The sequence below is a fragment of the Pseudomonas karstica genome (assembly GCF_009707515.1).
Taxonomy (GTDB): domain Bacteria; phylum Pseudomonadota; class Gammaproteobacteria; order Pseudomonadales; family Pseudomonadaceae; genus Aquipseudomonas; species Aquipseudomonas karstica.
The window spans coordinates 64,394-81,456 of the sequence record NZ_WLYI01000015.1; the positions used below are offsets into that span (position 1 = coordinate 64,394).

The following is a 17,063-nucleotide window of genomic DNA, read 5'->3' on the forward strand; positions in this document are numbered from 1 at the left end:
GAGTTGTTCATGGGCTAAATCCCATTACGCAGGCTGAGGTTTTCCGGGTGCGGCTGCAGGTAGGCCTGCTGCGCGATGTAACGATCCGGGTGCTGGCGAAAGTGATGCTTGAGCAAGGTCAGTGGGACCACCAACGGCACGATACCGTTGCGGTATTGGCCAATGATCGCCTGAATTTCCTGCTGGTCTTCGGGACTGATGAGCTGCTTGAGGTAACCGCTGATGTGTTGCAGCACGTTGGAGTGGGTACCGCGGGTGGCGCATGTTTTCAGGGCACTCATCAGCTCGCTGAAGTAGTGGGCACCCAATTGATTGAGGTGAGTGTCTTTGCTCATGCTGCCCAGCAGATGGCCCAGGCTTTTGTAGTGGGCCGGGTTGTGGGCCATCAGCAGGTATTTGTAGCGCGCGTGAAACTCCAGCAGGCGATGGCGGGTCAGCCCCTCGGCCAGCATCTGTTGCCAGCTGGCATAGACAAACACGCGGGTCAGGAAGTTTTCCCGCAGCACTGGGTCACTGAGCCGACCGTCTTCTTCCACCGGCAGAGTGGGGTGGCGTGCGCAAAACGCCTGGGCGTAGAGGCCGCGTCCACCACCGTCGACGAGGGTGCCGTTTTCCCGGTAGACCTTGACGCGTTCCAGGCCACACGACGGTGATTTCTGCATGAAGATATAGCCACAAAGGTCGGTGTGTTCGCCTGCCATTTGCTGGCCGTAGTCGTTCAGCGGCTGGGTCACGTTCAGTTCGCGATTGACGGTACCGACGGCTTGGGGCTGCAGCGGGTCGCCTACCAGGCGGATCGGTTCACGGGGGACGCCCAGGCCGATGGCGACTTCAGGGCACAACGGCACAAAATCGAAATATTCGGCGAGGGTCTGGCTGCACAGCCGGGATTGTTTGTGGCCGCCGTTGAAACGCACGTTTTCGCCGAGCAGACAGGCACTGATGGCGATCTTGGGTTTGCCGGTGGCGGAGATGGACATGAACAAATCCCTTGAAGATACCTGTACAGATTATATTTTCTGTACAGCTTTATCTCATAATAGGTTTGATCTTGTACAGGTCAAGTATTTTTGTACAGGTATGTGCGGTTGGATTATTTCCAGCCCGCTATGAAACAGCTAGGGGCCCTGAAATGTGTTCCTTGTGCCAGGATGGGCTGCTGTGCATTTTGACAGCAGCGATCTGGCGGGATTCAGACGGCTTATTGCAGGTGCCCGATCAGTCGCCGTGCTGCTTCCTGGCCGCTTAGCCAGGCGCCTTCGACCCGGCCTGAGAGGCACCAGTCGCCGCAGACGTACAGCCCCAGGTCGGCGTCGGCGAGCACGCCATACTCATGGCTGCTGGAGGGGCGTGCATAGAGCCAGCGGTGGGCCAGGCTGAACGTCGGTGCCGGCATTGCGCTGTGCAGCAGTTCAGCAAAGGCACCGTGCAGATGCTCGATCACGGCCTCCTTGGGCAGGTCCAGGTGCTGCTTGCTCCAGGCGCTGGTGGCGTGCAGTACCCAAGTGTCGAGGGTGGCGTCGCGGCCTGGCTTGCTGCGGTTGCGGGCCAGCCAGTCAAGCGGGCTGTCCTGTACGAAGCAGCCTTCCATCGGCGTATCCAGCGGCGTGTCGAAGGCCAGGGCGATGGTCCAGGTCGGGTCCATCTTCACCCCTGCGGCAACGCTTGCCAACTTCGGCGCAGCCGCCAGCAGGGGCGTGGCTTGCGGCGCCGGGGTCGCGATGATGACGTGGCTGAACGGGCCGTGATGGCCACCGTTGGCATCCAACAGGTTCCAGTGTTGTTCGCCTCGGAACACGTCGGTGATCCGGCAGTTGAACTCCACCGGCAGGTCATCAAGCAACGCGCGGGTGATGGCGCTCATGCGGGGCGTGCCGACCCAGCGGGTCTGTTCATCGGGTGAGGGGCTGAGTTGGCCTGAGTTGAAGTTGTACAGTTGGGGCTCCCATTCCGTGGCCCAGCCATTGGCCTGCCAGCGCTGTACTTCATCGACAAAGCGCCGATCGCGGGCGGTGAAATACTGGGCCCCCATGTCCAGCGCGCCAGCATCGCTGCGCTTGCTGGACATGCGACCGCCGCTGCCGCGGCTTTTATCGAAGAGGTGTACAAGAAGCCCCGCGTCTTTTAACGCTCGGGCGGCGGATAGACCGGCGATGCCGGTACCGATAATCGCTATAGGAAGAGTCATGGTGGGCCTCATTTACCGTTGGGTACAGGCTACGCCGACACTAATAGCTGTACAATTTTATTTTTTGGTATAAGTATTTGCTTACCTGATTGATCGGTGTGACCTATGGTTAACCTGAAGAATAAACCGATGTCGCGGCCGATTGAAAAGGTCCTGCTATTAAAATAGACCAGTGATGGGCGGCGAACGTTACACGAGGAGAATCTCATGCATATTTTGCTGACCGGCGGTACGGGACTGATCGGTCGCCAGCTCTGCCAGCACTGGCTTGCCCAGGGGCATCGCTTGACAGTCTGGAGCCGCCGTCCGGAGCAGGTGGCGAAACTCTGCGGTGCCCAAGTGCAGGGCATTGCCCGGTTGCAGGACGTCAAGGAGGCCGTGGATGCGGTGGTCAACCTGGCAGGAGCGCCCATTGCCGACCGTCCCTGGACCCATAAACGCAAGGCCTTGCTGTGGAGTAGCCGGATCAGCCTGACGGAAACATTGTTGGCGTGGCTGGAAGGGCTGGAGCAAAAACCCGAGGTGCTGATTTCCGGCTCGGCGGTGGGGTGGTACGGCGACGGCGGTGAACGTGAGTTGACTGAAGACAGCGGCCCGGTGCAGGACGATTTCCCCAGCCAGTTGTGCATCGCCTGGGAAGAAACCGCCCAGCGTGCAGAAGCTTTCGGTATGCGTGTGGTGTTGGTGCGCACCGGGTTGGTGCTGTCGGCCGAGGGCGGCTTTTTGTCGCGGCTGCGGTTGCCGTTCAAACTGGCGCTGGGCGGGCCTATAGGCAATGGCCGGCAGTGGATGCCATGGGTGCATATCAAGGATCAAATTGCCCTGATTGATTTTCTTCTGCACAAGACTGACACCCAGGGTCCTTATAATGCCTGCACGCCACACCCGGTGCGTAACCGCGAATTCGCCAAGACCCTGGGCCAGGTGTTGCACCGCCCGGCGTTCGTGCCCCTGCCGGCCTTCGTCTTGCGTGTCGGCCTGGGGGAATTGTCCGGCTTGCTGCTGGGGGGGCAACGGGCAATGCCACAACGGTTGCTGGCAGCCGGTTTCACTTTCCAGTTCACTGAGTTGCACGCGGCCCTGGAAGACTTGTCCAGCCGCCTTTAGAGATAGGATGTTGCATGACGGATCACGCGTTGTTACTGATCAACCTGGGCTCACCAGCGTCCACGTCGGTTGCGGATGTGCGCAGCTACCTCAATCAGTTCCTGATGGACCCTTACGTGATCGACTTGCCGTGGCCGGTGCGGCGGCTGCTGGTGTCGCTGATCCTGATCAAGCGTCCCGAGCAATCGGCCCATGCCTATGCTTCTATCTGGTGGGATGAAGGCTCGCCGCTGGTGGTTCTCAGCCGTCGCCTGCAGCAGCAAATGGCCGCCCAGTGGACCCAGGGGCCCGTGGAGTTGGCGATGCGCTATGGCGAGCCGTCGATCGAAAGCGTCCTGGCTCGCCTGGCCGCGCAGGGTATCTCGAAAGTCACCCTGGCGCCGTTGTACCCGCAGTTTGCCGACAGCACCGTGACCACCGTGGTCGAAGAGGCCAGGCGCGTGGTGCGGGACAAGAAACTGGCAATCCAGTTTTCGATTTTGCAACCGTTCTACGATCAGCCGGAATACCTCGATGCCCTGGTGGCCAGTGCCAGGCCGCACTTGCAGCAGGACTTCGATCACTTGTTGTTGAGCTTTCATGGCTTGCCGGAGCGGCACCTGAAAAAGCTCAACCCCGAGCATGATTTTGATGGCGCTACTGATTGCTGCGCCAACGCTTTGCCCGAGGTTCAAGCCACTTGTTATCGTGGGCAATGTTTCAGCGTGGCTCGGGATTTTGCCGAGCGCATGGGCTTGCCGGACGGCAAGTGGTCGGTGGCGTTCCAATCGCGCCTGGGCCGGGCGAAGTGGATCGAACCCTACACTGAGGCTCGCCTGGAAGCGTTGGCCCAGCAAGGGGTGAAAAAGCTGCTGGTGATGTGCCCGGCGTTTGTCGCCGATTGCATCGAGACCCTGGAGGAAATCGGTGATCGCGGGTTGGAACAGTTCCGCGAAGCGGGGGGCGAGGAATTGGTGCTGGTGCCGTGCCTCAATGACAGCGAGCAGTGGGCGGTGGCGCTCAATACCCTGTGCGAACGGGCGCCCGTAGAGCTGTAGGCAAATCGCCCAGGTAATGAAGACCCTGTGTGGGAGCCCGCTCCTACACAGGGTTGTGGCGTTTATTCGTGATGCGGTTCGCCGAGGAATGTCAGCGAGCTGAACAACCCGCGAGTGGCCACGTCGGCATTGTCCTTCAACTGCACTTCCACCTGCGCCGCGATCACATTCAACCCTTCATTGCGCACCAGCACCTGGGCGCGACCTTGAGCATCGGTCTCGGTACTCAAGGTATTCGGCGCGTTGCGGTAATCACCAATCAGCTTGATTCCTGCCGCCGGCTTGCCATCGAGCAATACCCGCACTGGCAGTGACTTGCCCGGGCCGACGGTCAGCGGATCGACCTCCGGTAGAATCAACAGCTTGATCTGATCCAGCTTGGGCAGTTTCGCCCCCGCTTGGTAAATCGCCAGGCTGTATTTGAAGGTCTGGGTCGACTCGACTGCCCCCGGGACTTTACTGCGGCCCTGGTTGATCCACTGGTTGTCGGCTGTTTTCGACCACATCCCGTTATCCAGCGCTACCGCCAGCACGGCCGGCGACTTGAGTGGTTGCAGGCGAGCGTGATCATCCAGGCGCTGCACGGTGACCGGGATCATCTTGCCGCCCGCGTCATAAGCCCAGGCGCCGCTGATTTTTTGCGCCTTGAAGGCATTGTCCTCGGCGCCATGGCCATAGATGACTTCGATATTGCCACGTCGTTGTTCGGTCCACAGGCCATGGGCCGAAACGTTGGAGGCAAACAGCAGGCCGAGCAGGGCCAGGGGTATGAAGGCTTGCATGGTGACGTCCTTTTACAGGTTGAGGGTCAGGCTGACGGTGAGGTTGCGCGGTTCCCCGGGGTTGACCCAGTAATTGCTGTAGGAACGCTCGTAGTACTTTTCATCAAACAAGTTGTTCAGGTTCAGGCCTACGGTGACGTTATCGCTGGCCTTGTAGTGAGCCAGCAGGTCGACGGTGTGGTAGGCCGGCAATTCAAAATTACTGCCGGCTTCGCCCGAGCGATCACCGACGTAGGTAAATGCTGCGCCCAAGTCGGACCCACGCAGCAGGCCGTCCTGGAATTCATACACCCCTAACAGGCTGCCGCTGCGCTTGGCCACGCCGAGAATCCGGCTGCCAGTCGGGATGGTTTTGTCGCCCTTGGTGACCTCGGCATCGATGTAGGCAAAGGCGCCGATGACCCGCACGGCGTCGGTCAATTGCCCGCTCAGTTGCAGGTCGAAGCCTTGGCTGCGAGCCTTGCCTATGGCGCGACGGGTATCGGCGCCGGGGTCCACTGCCAGGACATTCTCCTTCTCGATATGGAAGACGGCGAGCGTGGTACTCAGGCGGTCGTCGAACAGCTCGCTCTTGATTCCCGCTTCGTAGCCCACGCCTTCTTCCGGTTTAAAGGATTTGCCGCCAGCGTCCAAGCCATTGTTGGGTTTGAACGAGGTGGAGGCGTTGGCGAACACGCCTACTTGGGGCGTTAACTGATACAGCAGGCCGGCGCGTTGGGTCAGGGCGTCGTGGGTTTGCCGGCTTTTGACGTGGTTGCGGGCATAGTCGTCGGTACGTTGCTCAAAGTGTTCGACGCGCGCGCCGATCATGCCGCGCAGGCGGTCGGTGAAGACAATCTGGTCCTGCAGGTTCAGGGCCTGGCTTTTGACGTGTTCGAAGAGGTCGGTGCCAGAGCGATCGCCGTTGGGTTTGGGCTGGCCATAGACCGGCTTATAGATATCGATGGCGTAGGGGCTGCCGGTGATGGTGGTGACGCGTTCCTTCTTGCGGTAGTCCTCGTATTCGGTGCCGATCAGCAGTTCATGCTGCCAACTGCCGATATCGAACAACCCCCGGAGTTCAAGCTGGGTGATGCTGTCGTGCCAGCCGGTGGAGCGCTCGCGGTAACGGCGGTTAACGGTGTGGCCATCGGTATTCAGCTTGAGGCTTTCCGAGGCGTCACCCCACAGGCTGCCTTGTTTGTAATGGCTGGCCAGGCGCAGTTTCCAGGCATCATTGAGGTGATGCTCAAGCGTGGCTTGCAGGCGGTTGTTGTGGTTGCGGATATCACCATCGTTGGGCTCGCCGAGGAAGGTCGAGCGGGAGACACCGCTCCAGCGGTTGTTGGGGGCGACGATGCCTCTATCGAAGGTCGAGCTGTGGCGCACGAACTCACTTTCCACCAGCAGGCTGGTGTCCGGGTCCAACTGCCAACTGAGCGAGGGCGCAACGAACACTCGCTTGCTTTGTACGTGGTCGCGAAAGCTTTGGTTGTCTTCCACCGCGAGGTTGATCCGCGACAGTACGCTACCTTCGCTGTCCAGCGGGGTGTTGATGTCGATGGCGGTGCGGTAGCGATCCCAACTGCCGGCGCTGGCCTGAATGGTGGTGAACGCTTCGGCTTGGGGCTTTTTAGTCACGATATTGACCGTGCCACCCGGATCGCCACGGCCATACAGGCTGGCGGCGGGGCCCTTGAGTACTTCTATGCGTTCGATATTGGCCGCATCCGGGGTACTTGGATAACCACGGTTGGCACTGAAGCCGTCCTGGTAGAACTCCGAGGTGGTGAAACCGCGCACGCTGTATTCGTAGAGGGTCAGGCCACCAAAGTTGTTCTGCTTGGACACGCCGCCGGCAAACTCCAGGGCGCGTTCGACGTTGGTGCTACCCAGGTCCTTGAGCACTGTGGCAGGAATCACGCTGATAGCTTGTGGAATATCCCGCAGTGCGGTGTCGGTCTTGGTGGCGCTGGCCGAGCGGGTAGCGCGATAGCCTTCGACCGAGCCGGTGGCGGATTCGTAGGTGTCGGCGGTAACGCTGATGGCATCCAGTTCAACAGCGGCGTTGTCTTCGGCGAACGCCGGGTCCACCAGCAAACCCAGGGCGAGGCCGGCCAGTGGGGCAAATTTTCGAGACGTCATGGGGGAGAGTGTTCCAATAGCGATATTGAAACAATATAACATGACTGATGAGAATCAATGCTTTATGAAATATTGAGTTACAGGAGTCCCGAAGTGGACTCCTGCCAGAAGCCGATTATTCCTCTTCTTTCACCGGCATGGGCGGCGGACGCAAGCCGACTTCCGCGAAAAGCTTGATCTCCTTACCGTTGCGCATTACCTGGATGGCAACCTTTTCAGTTGGCTTGATCCGCGCTACCTGGTTCATCGACTTGCGGCCATCACCCGCCGGTTCACCGTCGATGCTGAGGATCACATCACCCACTTGCATGCCGGCCTTCTCGGCGGGGCCGTCGCGCAATATGCCGGCGATCACGATACCTGGCCGGCCCGTCAGCCCGAAGGATTCGGACAGTTCACGGGTCAGCGGCTGCACTTCAATCCCCAGCCAGCCGCGAATCACTTGGCCATGCTCGATGATCGACTTCATTATATCCATGGCCAGTTTCACCGGGATCGCGAAGCCGATACCTTGGGAGCCACCGGATTTGGAGAAGATGGCCGTGTTGATCCCGGTCAGGTTGCCGTTGGCATCCACCAGCGCTCCGCCGGAGTTGCCGGGGTTGATTGCCGCATCGGTCTGGATGAAGTCTTCGTAGCTGTTGAGGCCCAGTTGATTACGCCCGGTGGCGCTGATGATACCCATGGTCACCGTCTGGCCGACGCCGAACGGGTTGCCGATGGCCAGCGCAACGTCACCGACCCGCAGGCCTTCGGAGCGCCCGATGGTGATCGAGGGCAGGTTCTTCAAATCGATTTTCAGTACCGCAAGGTCTGTTTCCGGATCGTTGCCCACTACCCGCGCCAGGGTTTCCCGGCCGTCGCGCAGGGCCACGACGATCTGGTCGGCCCCCGTGGTCACGTGGTTATTGGTCAGGATGTAACCTTCCGGGCTCATGATTACCCCGGAACCCAGGCTCGACTCCATGCGCCGCTGCTTGGGCGAGTTGTCACCAAAAAAGCGCCGAAACTGCTTGTCCTCAAACAACGGGTGGGTCGGTTTGTTGACGACCTTGGTGGTGTACAGGTTGACCACTGCGGGCGCGGCAATGACCACCGCATCGGCATAGGTCACCGGCCCCTGTACCACCGCGCTGGTTTTCGGTGCCTGTTGCAGGTTGACATCCAGGGTCGGTAGCCCGACCCATTCGGGGTAACGCTGAATAATCAACAGTGCAATCAGCACGCCGGCCAGTAATGGCCATCCAGAGAAACGCAGCGCCTTGAGCATTAAACAAATCCTGACAGGTTGCAGGGGGCGGGAGAGCGCCCATAATGTCGCGCATTATACGAGGCTGCGAGCGCCTCTGAACGGGATATTTAGGAGTCTTTTATGGCCGTCGCCCTGAGCACCCTGGTTGAGGAAGCGGATCGCTACCTCAACAGCGCGAAAATTGCCGATTATTGCCCCAATGGCCTGCAGGTCGAAGGCCGGCCCCAAGTGCTGCGGATTGTCAGCGGCGTGACGGCCAGTCAGGCGTTGCTGGACGCGGCGGTCGAAGCCCAGGCGGATCTGGTGCTGGTGCATCACGGTTACTTCTGGAAAGGCGAAAGCCCGTGTATCACCGGCATGAAGCAGCGGCGCCTGAAAACCCTGCTTAAGCACGACATCAGCCTGCTGGCCTACCATTTGCCCCTGGACCTGCACCCGGAAGTCGGCAACAACGTGCAGTTGGCCCGCCAGTTGGACATCACCATCGAAGGCCCGCTGGACCCGGACAACCTCAAGGTCGTCGGCCTGGTCGGTTCCCTGGCCGAGCCGCTGTCGCCCCAGGACTTCGCCCGCCGCGTGCAGGAGGCCATGGGCCGCGAGCCACTTTTGATCGAAGGCCGCGAGATGATCCGCCGTGTCGGCTGGTGCACCGGTGGCGGCCAGGGGTACATCGACCAAGCCGTGCTGGCAGGTGTTGACCTATACCTCAGCGGTGAAGCCTCGGAGCAAACCTTCCACAGTGCTCGGGAAAACGACATCAGCTTCATCGCTGCCGGGCATCACGCCACCGAACGCTACGGCGTGCAGGCGTTGGGGGATTACCTGGCCCGGCGTTTTGCCTTGGAACACCTGTTTATCGATTGCCCGAACCCAATCTAAAGCGCACATAAATCAGCCAAACCCAAGGGTATATTCATATACCGTTTCGATCTAGCTGGCTCCCTGATTAGAAGCAGGTGCTGTGCTAGCATGCCTCGCTCGAACACGGCCCGCAGGCCGTCCATAAGATCGTTTTTCCGTGAGTAACCATGGTCGACAAACTGACGCATCTGAAACAGCTGGAGGCGGAAAGCATCCACATCATCCGCGAGGTCGCCGCCGAGTTCGATAACCCGGTGATGCTCTACTCGATCGGTAAAGACTCCGCCGTGATGTTGCACCTTGCACGCAAGGCATTCTTCCCGGGCAAGCTGCCGTTTCCGGTGATGCACGTCGACACCCAGTGGAAGTTCCAGGAAATGTACAAGTTCCGCGACCGCATGGTCGAAGAACTCGGCCTGGAGCTGATCACCCACGTCAACCCGGACGGTGTGGCACAAGGGATCAACCCTTTTACCCACGGCAGCGCCAAGCATACCGACATCATGAAGACCGAAGGCCTGAAGCAGGCCCTCGACAAGTACGGTTTCGACGCAGCCTTCGGCGGCGCTCGTCGCGATGAAGAGAAATCCCGCGCCAAAGAGCGCGTGTACTCGTTCCGCGACAGCAAGCACCGCTGGGACCCGAAAAACCAGCGCCCGGAGCTTTGGAACGTCTACAACGGCAACGTCAACAAAGGCGAGTCGATCCGTGTGTTCCCGCTGTCCAACTGGACCGAGCTGGATATCTGGCAGTACATCTACCTGGAAGGTATCCCGATCGTCCCGCTGTACTTCGCCGCCGAGCGTGAAGTGATCGAGAAGAACGGCACGCTGATCATGATCGACGACGAGCGGATCCTTGAGCACTTGTCTGACGAAGACAAAGCCCGAATCGTCAAAAAGAAAGTGCGTTTCCGTACCCTTGGCTGCTACCCGTTGACGGGCGCGGTGGAGTCCGAGGCTGAAACCCTCACGGACATCATTCAGGAAATGCTCCTGACGCGAACTTCCGAGCGCCAGGGCCGTGTCATCGATCACGATGGCGCAGGCTCGATGGAAGACAAAAAACGTCAGGGTTATTTCTAAGGGGTTGTCATGTCGCACGTATCTGATTTGATCAGCGAGGACATCCTCGCCTACCTGGGCCAGCACGAACGCAAGGAAATGCTGCGCTTCCTGACCTGTGGCAACGTCGACGACGGCAAGAGCACCCTGATCGGGCGTCTGCTGCACGACTCCAAGATGATCTACGAAGATCACTTGGAAGCCATCACCCGGGACTCGAAAAAAGTCGGCACCACCGGTGACGACATCGACCTGGCGTTGCTGGTTGACGGCCTGCAGGCCGAGCGTGAGCAGGGCATCACCATTGATGTTGCCTACCGCTACTTCTCCACCGCCAAGCGCAAATTTATCATCGCCGACACCCCTGGCCATGAGCAGTACACCCGCAACATGGCCACTGGTGCCTCCACCTGTGACCTGGCGATCATTCTGATCGACGCCCGCTACGGCGTGCAGACCCAGACCCGTCGCCACAGCTTTATCGCCTCGTTGCTGGGCATCAAGCACATTGTGGTTGCCGTCAACAAGATGGACATCAATGGTTTTGACCAAAGCGTATTCGAGTCGATCAAGGCCGATTACCTGAAGTTCGCCGAAGGCATCGCGTTCAAGCCGAGCACCATGGCTTTCGTACCCATGTCGGCGCTCAAGGGCGACAACGTGGTGAACAAGAGCGAACGTTCGCCTTGGTACAGCGGCCAGTCGCTGATGGAAATCCTCGAAACCGTCGAGATTGCCAACGACCGCAACTACACCGATCTGCGTTTTCCGGTGCAGTACGTCAACCGCCCGAACCTGAACTTCCGTGGTTTTGCCGGCACCCTGGCCAGCGGCGTCGTGCATAAAGGCGACGAAGTCGTGGTGCTGCCGTCGGGCAAGAGCAGCCGGGTCAAATCCATTGTCACCTTCGAAGGTGAGCTGGAACACGCAGGTCCTGGCCAGGCTGTAACCCTGACCATGGAAGACGAAATCGACATCTCCCGGGGCGACCTGCTGGTGCATGCCGATAACGTGCCGCAGGTGACCGACGCCTTCGATGCCATGCTGGTGTGGATGGCTGAAGAACCGATGCTGCCGGGCAAGAAATACGACATCAAGCGTGCTACTTCCTACGTGCCGGGCTCCATTACCAGCATTGTGCATCGCGTTGATGTGAACACCCTGGCCGAAGGGCCGGCGAGTGCCTTGCAGTTGAACGAGATTGGCCGGGTCAAGGTCAGCCTCGACGCGGCCATCGCCCTCGATGGCTACGCCAGCAACCGCACCACCGGTTCGTTCATCGTAATCGACCGTTTGACCAACGGCACCGTGGCGGCCGGCATGATCATCGCGGCACCAGTGACTCACGGCAGTGCAGCGCAACACGGTAAGTTGGCCCACGTGGCCACCGAAGAACGCGCCCAGCGCTTCGGCCAGCAGCCGGCCACCGTATTGTTCAGTGGCCTATCGGGCGCTGGCAAAAGCACCCTGGCCTACGCGGTTGAACGCAAGTTGTTCGACATGGGGCGTGCGGTGTTTGTGTTGGATGGCCAGAACCTGCGCCACGACCTGAATAAGGGTCTGCCACAGGATCGTGCCGGGCGTACCGAGAACTGGCGTCGTGCGGCTCACGTCGCGCGTCAGTTCAACGAAGCCGGGTTGCTGACGCTGGCTGCGTTTGTCGCACCAGATGTCGAGGGGCGTGAACAGGCCAAGGCGTTGATCGGCGCCGATCGCCTGCTGACGGTATATGTCCAGGCTTCGCCGCTGGTGTGCGCCGAGCGTGACCCTCAAGGCTTGTACGCGGCAGGCGGGGATAACATCCCGGGTGAGTCCTTCCCGTACGACGTGCCGTTGAATGCTGACCTGGTAATCGACACCCAGGCGTTGTCGCTGGAAGACAGCGTCAAGCAGGTGCTGGAGCTGTTGCGTCAGCGCGGCGCGATCTAAGCTTTCGGTCCGTACTAAAAAGCCCGCCACCGATCACTCGGTAGCGGGCTTTTTCATGTGGAGCATGATCTCGGCAGGAGCGAGCTTGCTCGCGAAAAACCTGAGGGCACCGTGGTGAATCAGAATGCCAGCGTTATCGTTAACGACCTTCGCGAGCAAGCTTGCTCCTACAGGTGTCAGGCAGGAAAGTCGCGGTGCAGTTTCTCCAGAAGCGCATCCTTCTCTTCCCACAACCCATTGATCCAGCCCTGGAACTGCAGCCGATATTCCCCATCCTGCTCATAGTTCTTGCCAATGAACTCGGCCGGGATCGGCACCTCTTCAAACTGCACCACCACTTCCTTCACGTTGCCGCAGAGCAAATCCCAATACCCGGGACGCCCGCCAGGATAGTGAATGGTCACGTTCACCAGCGACTTCAACTGCTCACCCATGGCATCCAGCACAAAGGCAATCCCGCCCGCCTTGGGCTTGAGCAGGTAACGAAATGGCGATTTCTGCTGGGCATGCTTGCCCGCGGTAAACCGGGTGCCCTCGGCAAAGTTGAAAATACCCACCGGGTTGTGGCGAAATTTTGCGCAGGTCTTGCGGGTGGTTTCCAGGTCCTTGCCTTTCTTTTCCGGGTGTTTTTCAAGGTAGGCTTTGGTGTAGCGCTTCATGAATGGGAAGCCTAGTGCCCACCACGCCAGGCCAATCACCGGGACCCAGATCAACTGCTGCTTGAGGAAGAATTTCAACGGGCGGATACGGCGGTTGAGCACGTATTGCAACACCATGATGTCGACCCAGCTTTGGTGATTACTGGTCACCAGGTAAGAGTGCTGATAATCCAGGCCCTCAAGGCCGCTCAGGTGCCAGCGGGTACGGCGCACCAGGTTCATCCAGGCTTTGTTGTTGCTGATCCATGCCTCATGGGTGTGGTTCATCAACCATTCGCTGAAACGTTTGGCAAAGGGCAGCGCCTTGAACAGCGCCACGATAAACAGGAACGAGCACAGCAGGATCGTGTTCAACGCCAGCAGCAGCGAAGCGATTACCCCGCGCACGGCGGCAGGTAGAAAATCCAGCATTTAGATATCCATAGGTCGGTTGGCGGCTTGGATCGCGGTCAGGGCGATGGTGTACACGATATCGTCCACCTGGGCCCCACGGGGCAGGTCGTTCACCGGTTTGCGCAGGCCTTGCAGCATCGGCCCCAGGCTGACGCAATCGGCGCTGCGTTGCACCGCCTTGTGGGTGGTATTGCCGGTGTTCAGGTCCGGGAACACGAACACCGTGGCCTTACCCGCTACCAGGCTGTCGGGCGCCAGTTGCCGGGCGACGGTTTCGTTGGCGGCGGCGTCGTACTGTAACGGGCCGTCGATCAGCAGCGAGCTTTGTGCTTCGTGGGCGAGCAGGGTCGCTTCGCGGACTTTCTCCACTTCCTCGCCGCTGGCCGAATCACCGCTGGAGTAGCTGATCATCGCCACCCGTGGCGTGATGCCGAAGGCGGCGGCTGAATCGGCGCTTTGCAGGGCAATTTGCGCAAGCTCCGCAGCGCTTGGGTGCGGGTTCATCACGCAGTCGCCATAGACCAGCACCTGCTCGGGAAACAACATGAAAAACACCGATGACACCAGGGTGCAGCCCGGCGCCGTTTTAATCAGTTGCAAAGCCGGGCGGATCGTATTGGCGGTGGAGTGAATGACTCCGGAGACCAGGCCGTCCACTTCATCCAGTGCGAGCATCATGGTGGCGATCACCACGGTATCTTCCAACTGTTGCTCGGCCATCGGTGCGTTGAGGCTTTTGCTCTTGCGCAAGGCCACCATTGGCTCGACATAACGTTGGCGAATCAGGTCCGGGTCGAGAATCTCCAGGCCTTCGGGCAACTCGATGCCTTGGGCGCGAGCCACCGCCTCCACATCCGCCGGCTTGGCCAGCAATACGCAACGGGCAATACCTCGTGCCTGGCAAATCGCGGCGGCTTGCACGGTCAACGGCTCGCTGCCTTCGGGCAGGACGATGCGCTTGTTGGCGGCCTGGGCACGCTGGATCAACTGGTAGCGGAACACCGCCGGCGACAAGCGCATTTCCCGTGGCGTGCCACAGCGCTGGTGCAGCCAGCGAGCGTCCAAGTGGCTGGCGACGAAATCGGTGATGATCTCCGCACGTTCGCGGTCATCAATCGGAATTTCCTTGTTCAGGCTGTTGAGTTGGTTGGCGGTGTCATAGGAGCCGGTGCTCACCGACAGCACGGGCAGCCCGGCCTGGAATGCGCCACGGCACAGGTCCATGATCCGTGGGTCGGGCAGGGTGTCGCTGGTCAGCAGCAGGCCGGCCAACGGCACGCCATTGATGGCGGCGAGACTGACGGCGAGGATGATGTCGTCGCGATCACCAGGCGTCACCACCAATACACCCGGCTTCAACAGCTCCACGGTGTTTCGCATGGTGCGGGCACAGATGATGATCTTGGTCATGCGCCGGGTTTCATAGTCGCCGGCGTTGAGGATTTGCGCGCCCATCAGGTCGGCCACATCGCGGGTGCGTGGGGCGTTGAGTTCCGGCTGGAATGGAATACACCCCAGCAGCCGGAAATCGCCGCTGCGTAACAAGGGCGAATGCTCTTTGAGGCGTGTGGCGAAGGCTTCCATGCTTTCGTCGGTCTGTACTTTGTTGAGAATCACGCCGAGCACTTTCGGATCTTTCGGGCCACCGAACAATTGGGCCTGCAACTCCACGCGACCGGACAGCTCGGTCAATACTTCGTTTTCCGGCGCCGAGACCAGGATCACCTCGGCGTCCAGGCTTTTTGCCAGGTGCAAGTTGACCCGGGCGGCGTAGCTGGCGCTGCGGGTCGGCACCATGCCTTCGACAATCAGCACGTCCTTGCCCACCGCGGCTTGCTGGTAAAGGGTGATGATTTCTTCCAGCAACTCATCGAGCTGGCCGTCGCCGAGCATCCGCTCGACGTGGGCCAGGGCCAGCGGCTGTGGTGGTTTCAGGCCGTGGGTGCGAGCCACCAGTTCGGTGGAGCGCTCCGGCCCCGTATCGCCTGGGTGTGGCTGGGCAATGGGTTTGAAGAAGCCGACTTTCAGCCCGGCCCGTTCAAGGGTACGCACCAGCCCAAGGCTGATGGAGGTCAGGCCCACACCAAAATCTGTGGGTGCAATAAAAAAAGTCTGCATGCGAATTCTCTGGAGGTGCATGGCTTCGGTGGCCGTCTATAGCTGATGGCCTACCGGGGGGAATCAAGTGCCAAGGTTATCTCTATCCGGGCCCTGTGCGCACCAGCCACAGGCAAAGGGCTGGCCTATTTTTTCAAGGCGTCGTGCAGGATCAAGGACCCAGGCCCGGGATTGCCATGGCGGTTGGTGGCGCAGGTGTTGAGTGTGGCCACAGGACAGCTCGACGACCCAGTGTTGGTCGTCGTCCTGATGAAATCCGATGACCGTCGGGTATATTGATCGACCCCGTCCGTCCGGGTTGTGTTCGCTTTCGGGCAAATCCTTGTTTAGACTTGTCCGTTCTTCATTCTTATGCAAAAGGTCTCGCCCCATGCCGATCGCCGCCAATAAGGCTGTCTCCATTGACTATACCCTGACCAACGACGCTGGTGAGGTCATCGACAGTTCTGCCGGCGGCGCGCCGCTGGTCTACCTGCAAGGCGCAGGTAACATCATTGCGGGCCTGGAAAAGGCTCTGGATGGCAAAGAGGTCGGTGATGAGCTGACTGTTGCCGTAGAACCTGAAGATGCCTACGGCGAATACTCCGCCGAGTTGGTCAGCACCCTGAGCCGCAGCATGTTCGAAGGCGTCGACGAGTTGGAAGTGGGCATGCAGTTCCACGCTTCCGCTCCGGACGGCCAAATGCAGATCGTCACCATCCGTGACCTGGACGGCGACGACGTCACCGTCGACGGCAACCACCCGCTGGCGGGCCAGCGCCTGAACTTCCAGGTCAAGATCGTGGCTATCCGCGATGCTTCCCAGGAAGAAGTGGCCCACGGCCACGTCCACGGTGAAGGCGGTCATCAGCATTAATTGATGGGCCAAGCGTCATCTGTTGGAAAAAGGCGCCTTCGGGCGCCTTTTTTGATCGGCGGCTGTTATTGCCGACTTGGCGGTTGTAATCTCGAACAGCTGCTATGCAAAGAACATGGGATATCTGGAGTTCGACATGAGTGCTTTCCACGACCTTAATCTGACTGGCCTCAATGGTCAGGAGCTGCCTCTGGCGCCCTTCAAGGGGCAAGTCGTGCTGGTGGTCAACGTTGCCTCCAAATGTGGACTGACACCGCAGTATGCAGCGCTGGAAAACCTCTATCAGCAATACAAGGGCCAAGGTTTTACCGTGCTGGGCCTGCCATGCAATCAGTTTGCGGGTCAGGAGCCGGGCACCGAAGAAGAGATCCAGGCATTTTGCAATCTCAACTATGGCGTGACCTTTCCCCTGGGCGGCAAGCTTGAGGTCAACGGTCCTGATCGTCACCAACTGTATCGTTTGCTGGCGGGTGAGGGCGCCGAGTTTCCCGGGGATATCACCTGGAACTTCGAGAAGTTCCTGCTGGGCAAGGATGGCCGGGTGTTGGCGCGTTTCTCGCCGCGCACGCCCCCTGAAGACCCTTCTATCGTCCAGGCCATCGAAAAAGCCCTGGGCTGAACACCGGCTATTTGTAGGAGCGAGCTTGCTCGCGAAGGATGTTAACGATGACGCGGACACCGAGGATAAATGCG

15 protein-coding genes are annotated in these 17,063 nt (G+C 59.8%); 7 read left to right on the forward strand and 8 right to left on the reverse strand.

Annotated elements, in window-relative coordinates; translation table 11 throughout:
- Positions 1-14: 14 nt before the first annotated feature.
- Both GIR22_RS12645 and GIR22_RS12650 read right to left on the reverse strand, forming a co-directional pair.
- Complete coding sequence (locus tag GIR22_RS12645) at positions 15-974, reverse strand: DUF1722 domain-containing protein (RefSeq protein ID WP_178122231.1); 960 nt, start codon at positions 972-974, stop codon at positions 15-17.
- 227 nt (positions 975-1,201) lie between these two features.
- Complete coding sequence (locus GIR22_RS12650) at positions 1,202-2,188, reverse strand: NAD(P)/FAD-dependent oxidoreductase (protein WP_154743641.1); 987 nt, start codon at positions 2,186-2,188, stop codon at positions 1,202-1,204.
- Between the two features lie 207 nt (positions 2,189-2,395).
- Here GIR22_RS12650 and GIR22_RS12655 point away from each other — a divergent pair, with 207 nt between their 5' ends.
- Together GIR22_RS12655 and hemH are read left to right on the forward strand one after the other, a co-directional pair.
- Positions 2,396-3,295 carry a TIGR01777 family oxidoreductase gene (locus GIR22_RS12655; protein ID WP_154743642.1) on the forward strand — a complete coding sequence of 300 codons (900 nt, stop codon included), beginning with the start codon at positions 2,396-2,398 and terminating at the stop codon, positions 3,293-3,295.
- Positions 3,296-3,309: 14 nt separating this feature from the next.
- Positions 3,310-4,332, forward strand: a complete 1,023-nt coding sequence (hemH, locus tag GIR22_RS12660) for a ferrochelatase (protein WP_154743643.1) — start codon at positions 3,310-3,312, stop codon at positions 4,330-4,332.
- A gap of 62 nt (positions 4,333-4,394) precedes the next feature.
- Here the strand turns inward: hemH and GIR22_RS12665 are convergent, their stop codons facing one another.
- From GIR22_RS12665 to algW, 3 genes are all read right to left on the reverse strand, one after another.
- The gene (locus GIR22_RS12665; RefSeq protein WP_154743644.1) at positions 4,395-5,114 is read right to left on the reverse strand and encodes a DUF4198 domain-containing protein; all 720 of its coding nucleotides are present in this window, start codon (positions 5,112-5,114) and stop codon (positions 4,395-4,397) included.
- A 12-nt stretch (positions 5,115-5,126) separates the two neighbouring features.
- Positions 5,127-7,238 (reverse strand): TonB-dependent siderophore receptor, encoded by a 2,112-nt coding sequence (locus GIR22_RS12670; protein ID WP_154743645.1) that lies wholly within the window; start codon positions 7,236-7,238, stop codon positions 5,127-5,129.
- A 115-nt stretch (positions 7,239-7,353) separates the two neighbouring features.
- Positions 7,354-8,508, reverse strand: coding sequence for a Do family serine endopeptidase AlgW (gene algW / locus GIR22_RS12675; RefSeq protein WP_154743646.1), 1,155 nt, complete (start codon positions 8,506-8,508; stop codon positions 7,354-7,356).
- Positions 8,509-8,610: 102 nt separating this feature from the next.
- Here algW and GIR22_RS12680 point away from each other — a divergent pair, with 102 nt between their 5' ends.
- The 3 genes from GIR22_RS12680 to cysN all read left to right on the forward strand — a co-directional run bounded on the left by GIR22_RS12680 (position 8,611) and on the right by cysN (position 12,344).
- Entirely contained in the window at positions 8,611-9,369 is a 759-nt protein-coding gene (locus tag GIR22_RS12680; RefSeq protein ID WP_154743647.1) for a Nif3-like dinuclear metal center hexameric protein, read from the forward strand.
- Positions 9,370-9,518: 149 nt separating this feature from the next.
- The gene (gene cysD, locus GIR22_RS12685) at positions 9,519-10,436 is read left to right on the forward strand and encodes a sulfate adenylyltransferase subunit CysD (RefSeq protein ID WP_029295601.1); all 918 of its coding nucleotides are present in this window, start codon (positions 9,519-9,521) and stop codon (positions 10,434-10,436) included.
- Between the two features lie 9 nt (positions 10,437-10,445).
- Positions 10,446-12,344 carry a sulfate adenylyltransferase subunit CysN gene (gene cysN / locus GIR22_RS12690; RefSeq protein ID WP_154743648.1) on the forward strand — a complete coding sequence of 633 codons (1,899 nt, stop codon included), beginning with the start codon at positions 10,446-10,448 and terminating at the stop codon, positions 12,342-12,344.
- 176 nt (positions 12,345-12,520) lie between these two features.
- On the opposite strand, the gene GIR22_RS12695 is transcribed toward cysN, so the two are convergent.
- The 3 genes from GIR22_RS12695 to GIR22_RS12705 form a co-directional block, all read right to left on the reverse strand.
- The gene (locus GIR22_RS12695; RefSeq protein ID WP_154743649.1) at positions 12,521-13,414 is read right to left on the reverse strand and encodes an acyltransferase; all 894 of its coding nucleotides are present in this window, start codon (positions 13,412-13,414) and stop codon (positions 12,521-12,523) included.
- On the reverse strand, positions 13,415-15,514 hold the full coding sequence (gene pta, locus GIR22_RS12700) for a phosphate acetyltransferase (protein WP_154743650.1): 2,100 nt from the start codon (positions 15,512-15,514) through the stop codon (positions 13,415-13,417).
- Between the two features lie 63 nt (positions 15,515-15,577).
- Positions 15,578-15,916, reverse strand: coding sequence for a DUF3565 domain-containing protein (locus GIR22_RS12705; protein ID WP_154743651.1), 339 nt, complete (start codon positions 15,914-15,916; stop codon positions 15,578-15,580).
- On the opposite strand from GIR22_RS12705, the gene GIR22_RS12710 reads away from it, so the two are divergent.
- Positions 15,885-16,370 (forward strand): FKBP-type peptidyl-prolyl cis-trans isomerase, encoded by a 486-nt coding sequence (locus GIR22_RS12710; protein ID WP_154743652.1) that lies wholly within the window; start codon positions 15,885-15,887, stop codon positions 16,368-16,370. The two genes, GIR22_RS12705 and GIR22_RS12710, sit on opposite strands and share 32 nt — an antisense overlap.
- Before the next feature lie 136 nt (positions 16,371-16,506).
- A complete protein-coding gene (locus GIR22_RS12715; RefSeq protein WP_154743653.1) occupies positions 16,507-16,989 on the forward strand; it encodes a glutathione peroxidase in 483 nt (160 codons plus the stop codon).
- The last annotated feature ends 74 nt before the right edge of the window (positions 16,990-17,063 follow it).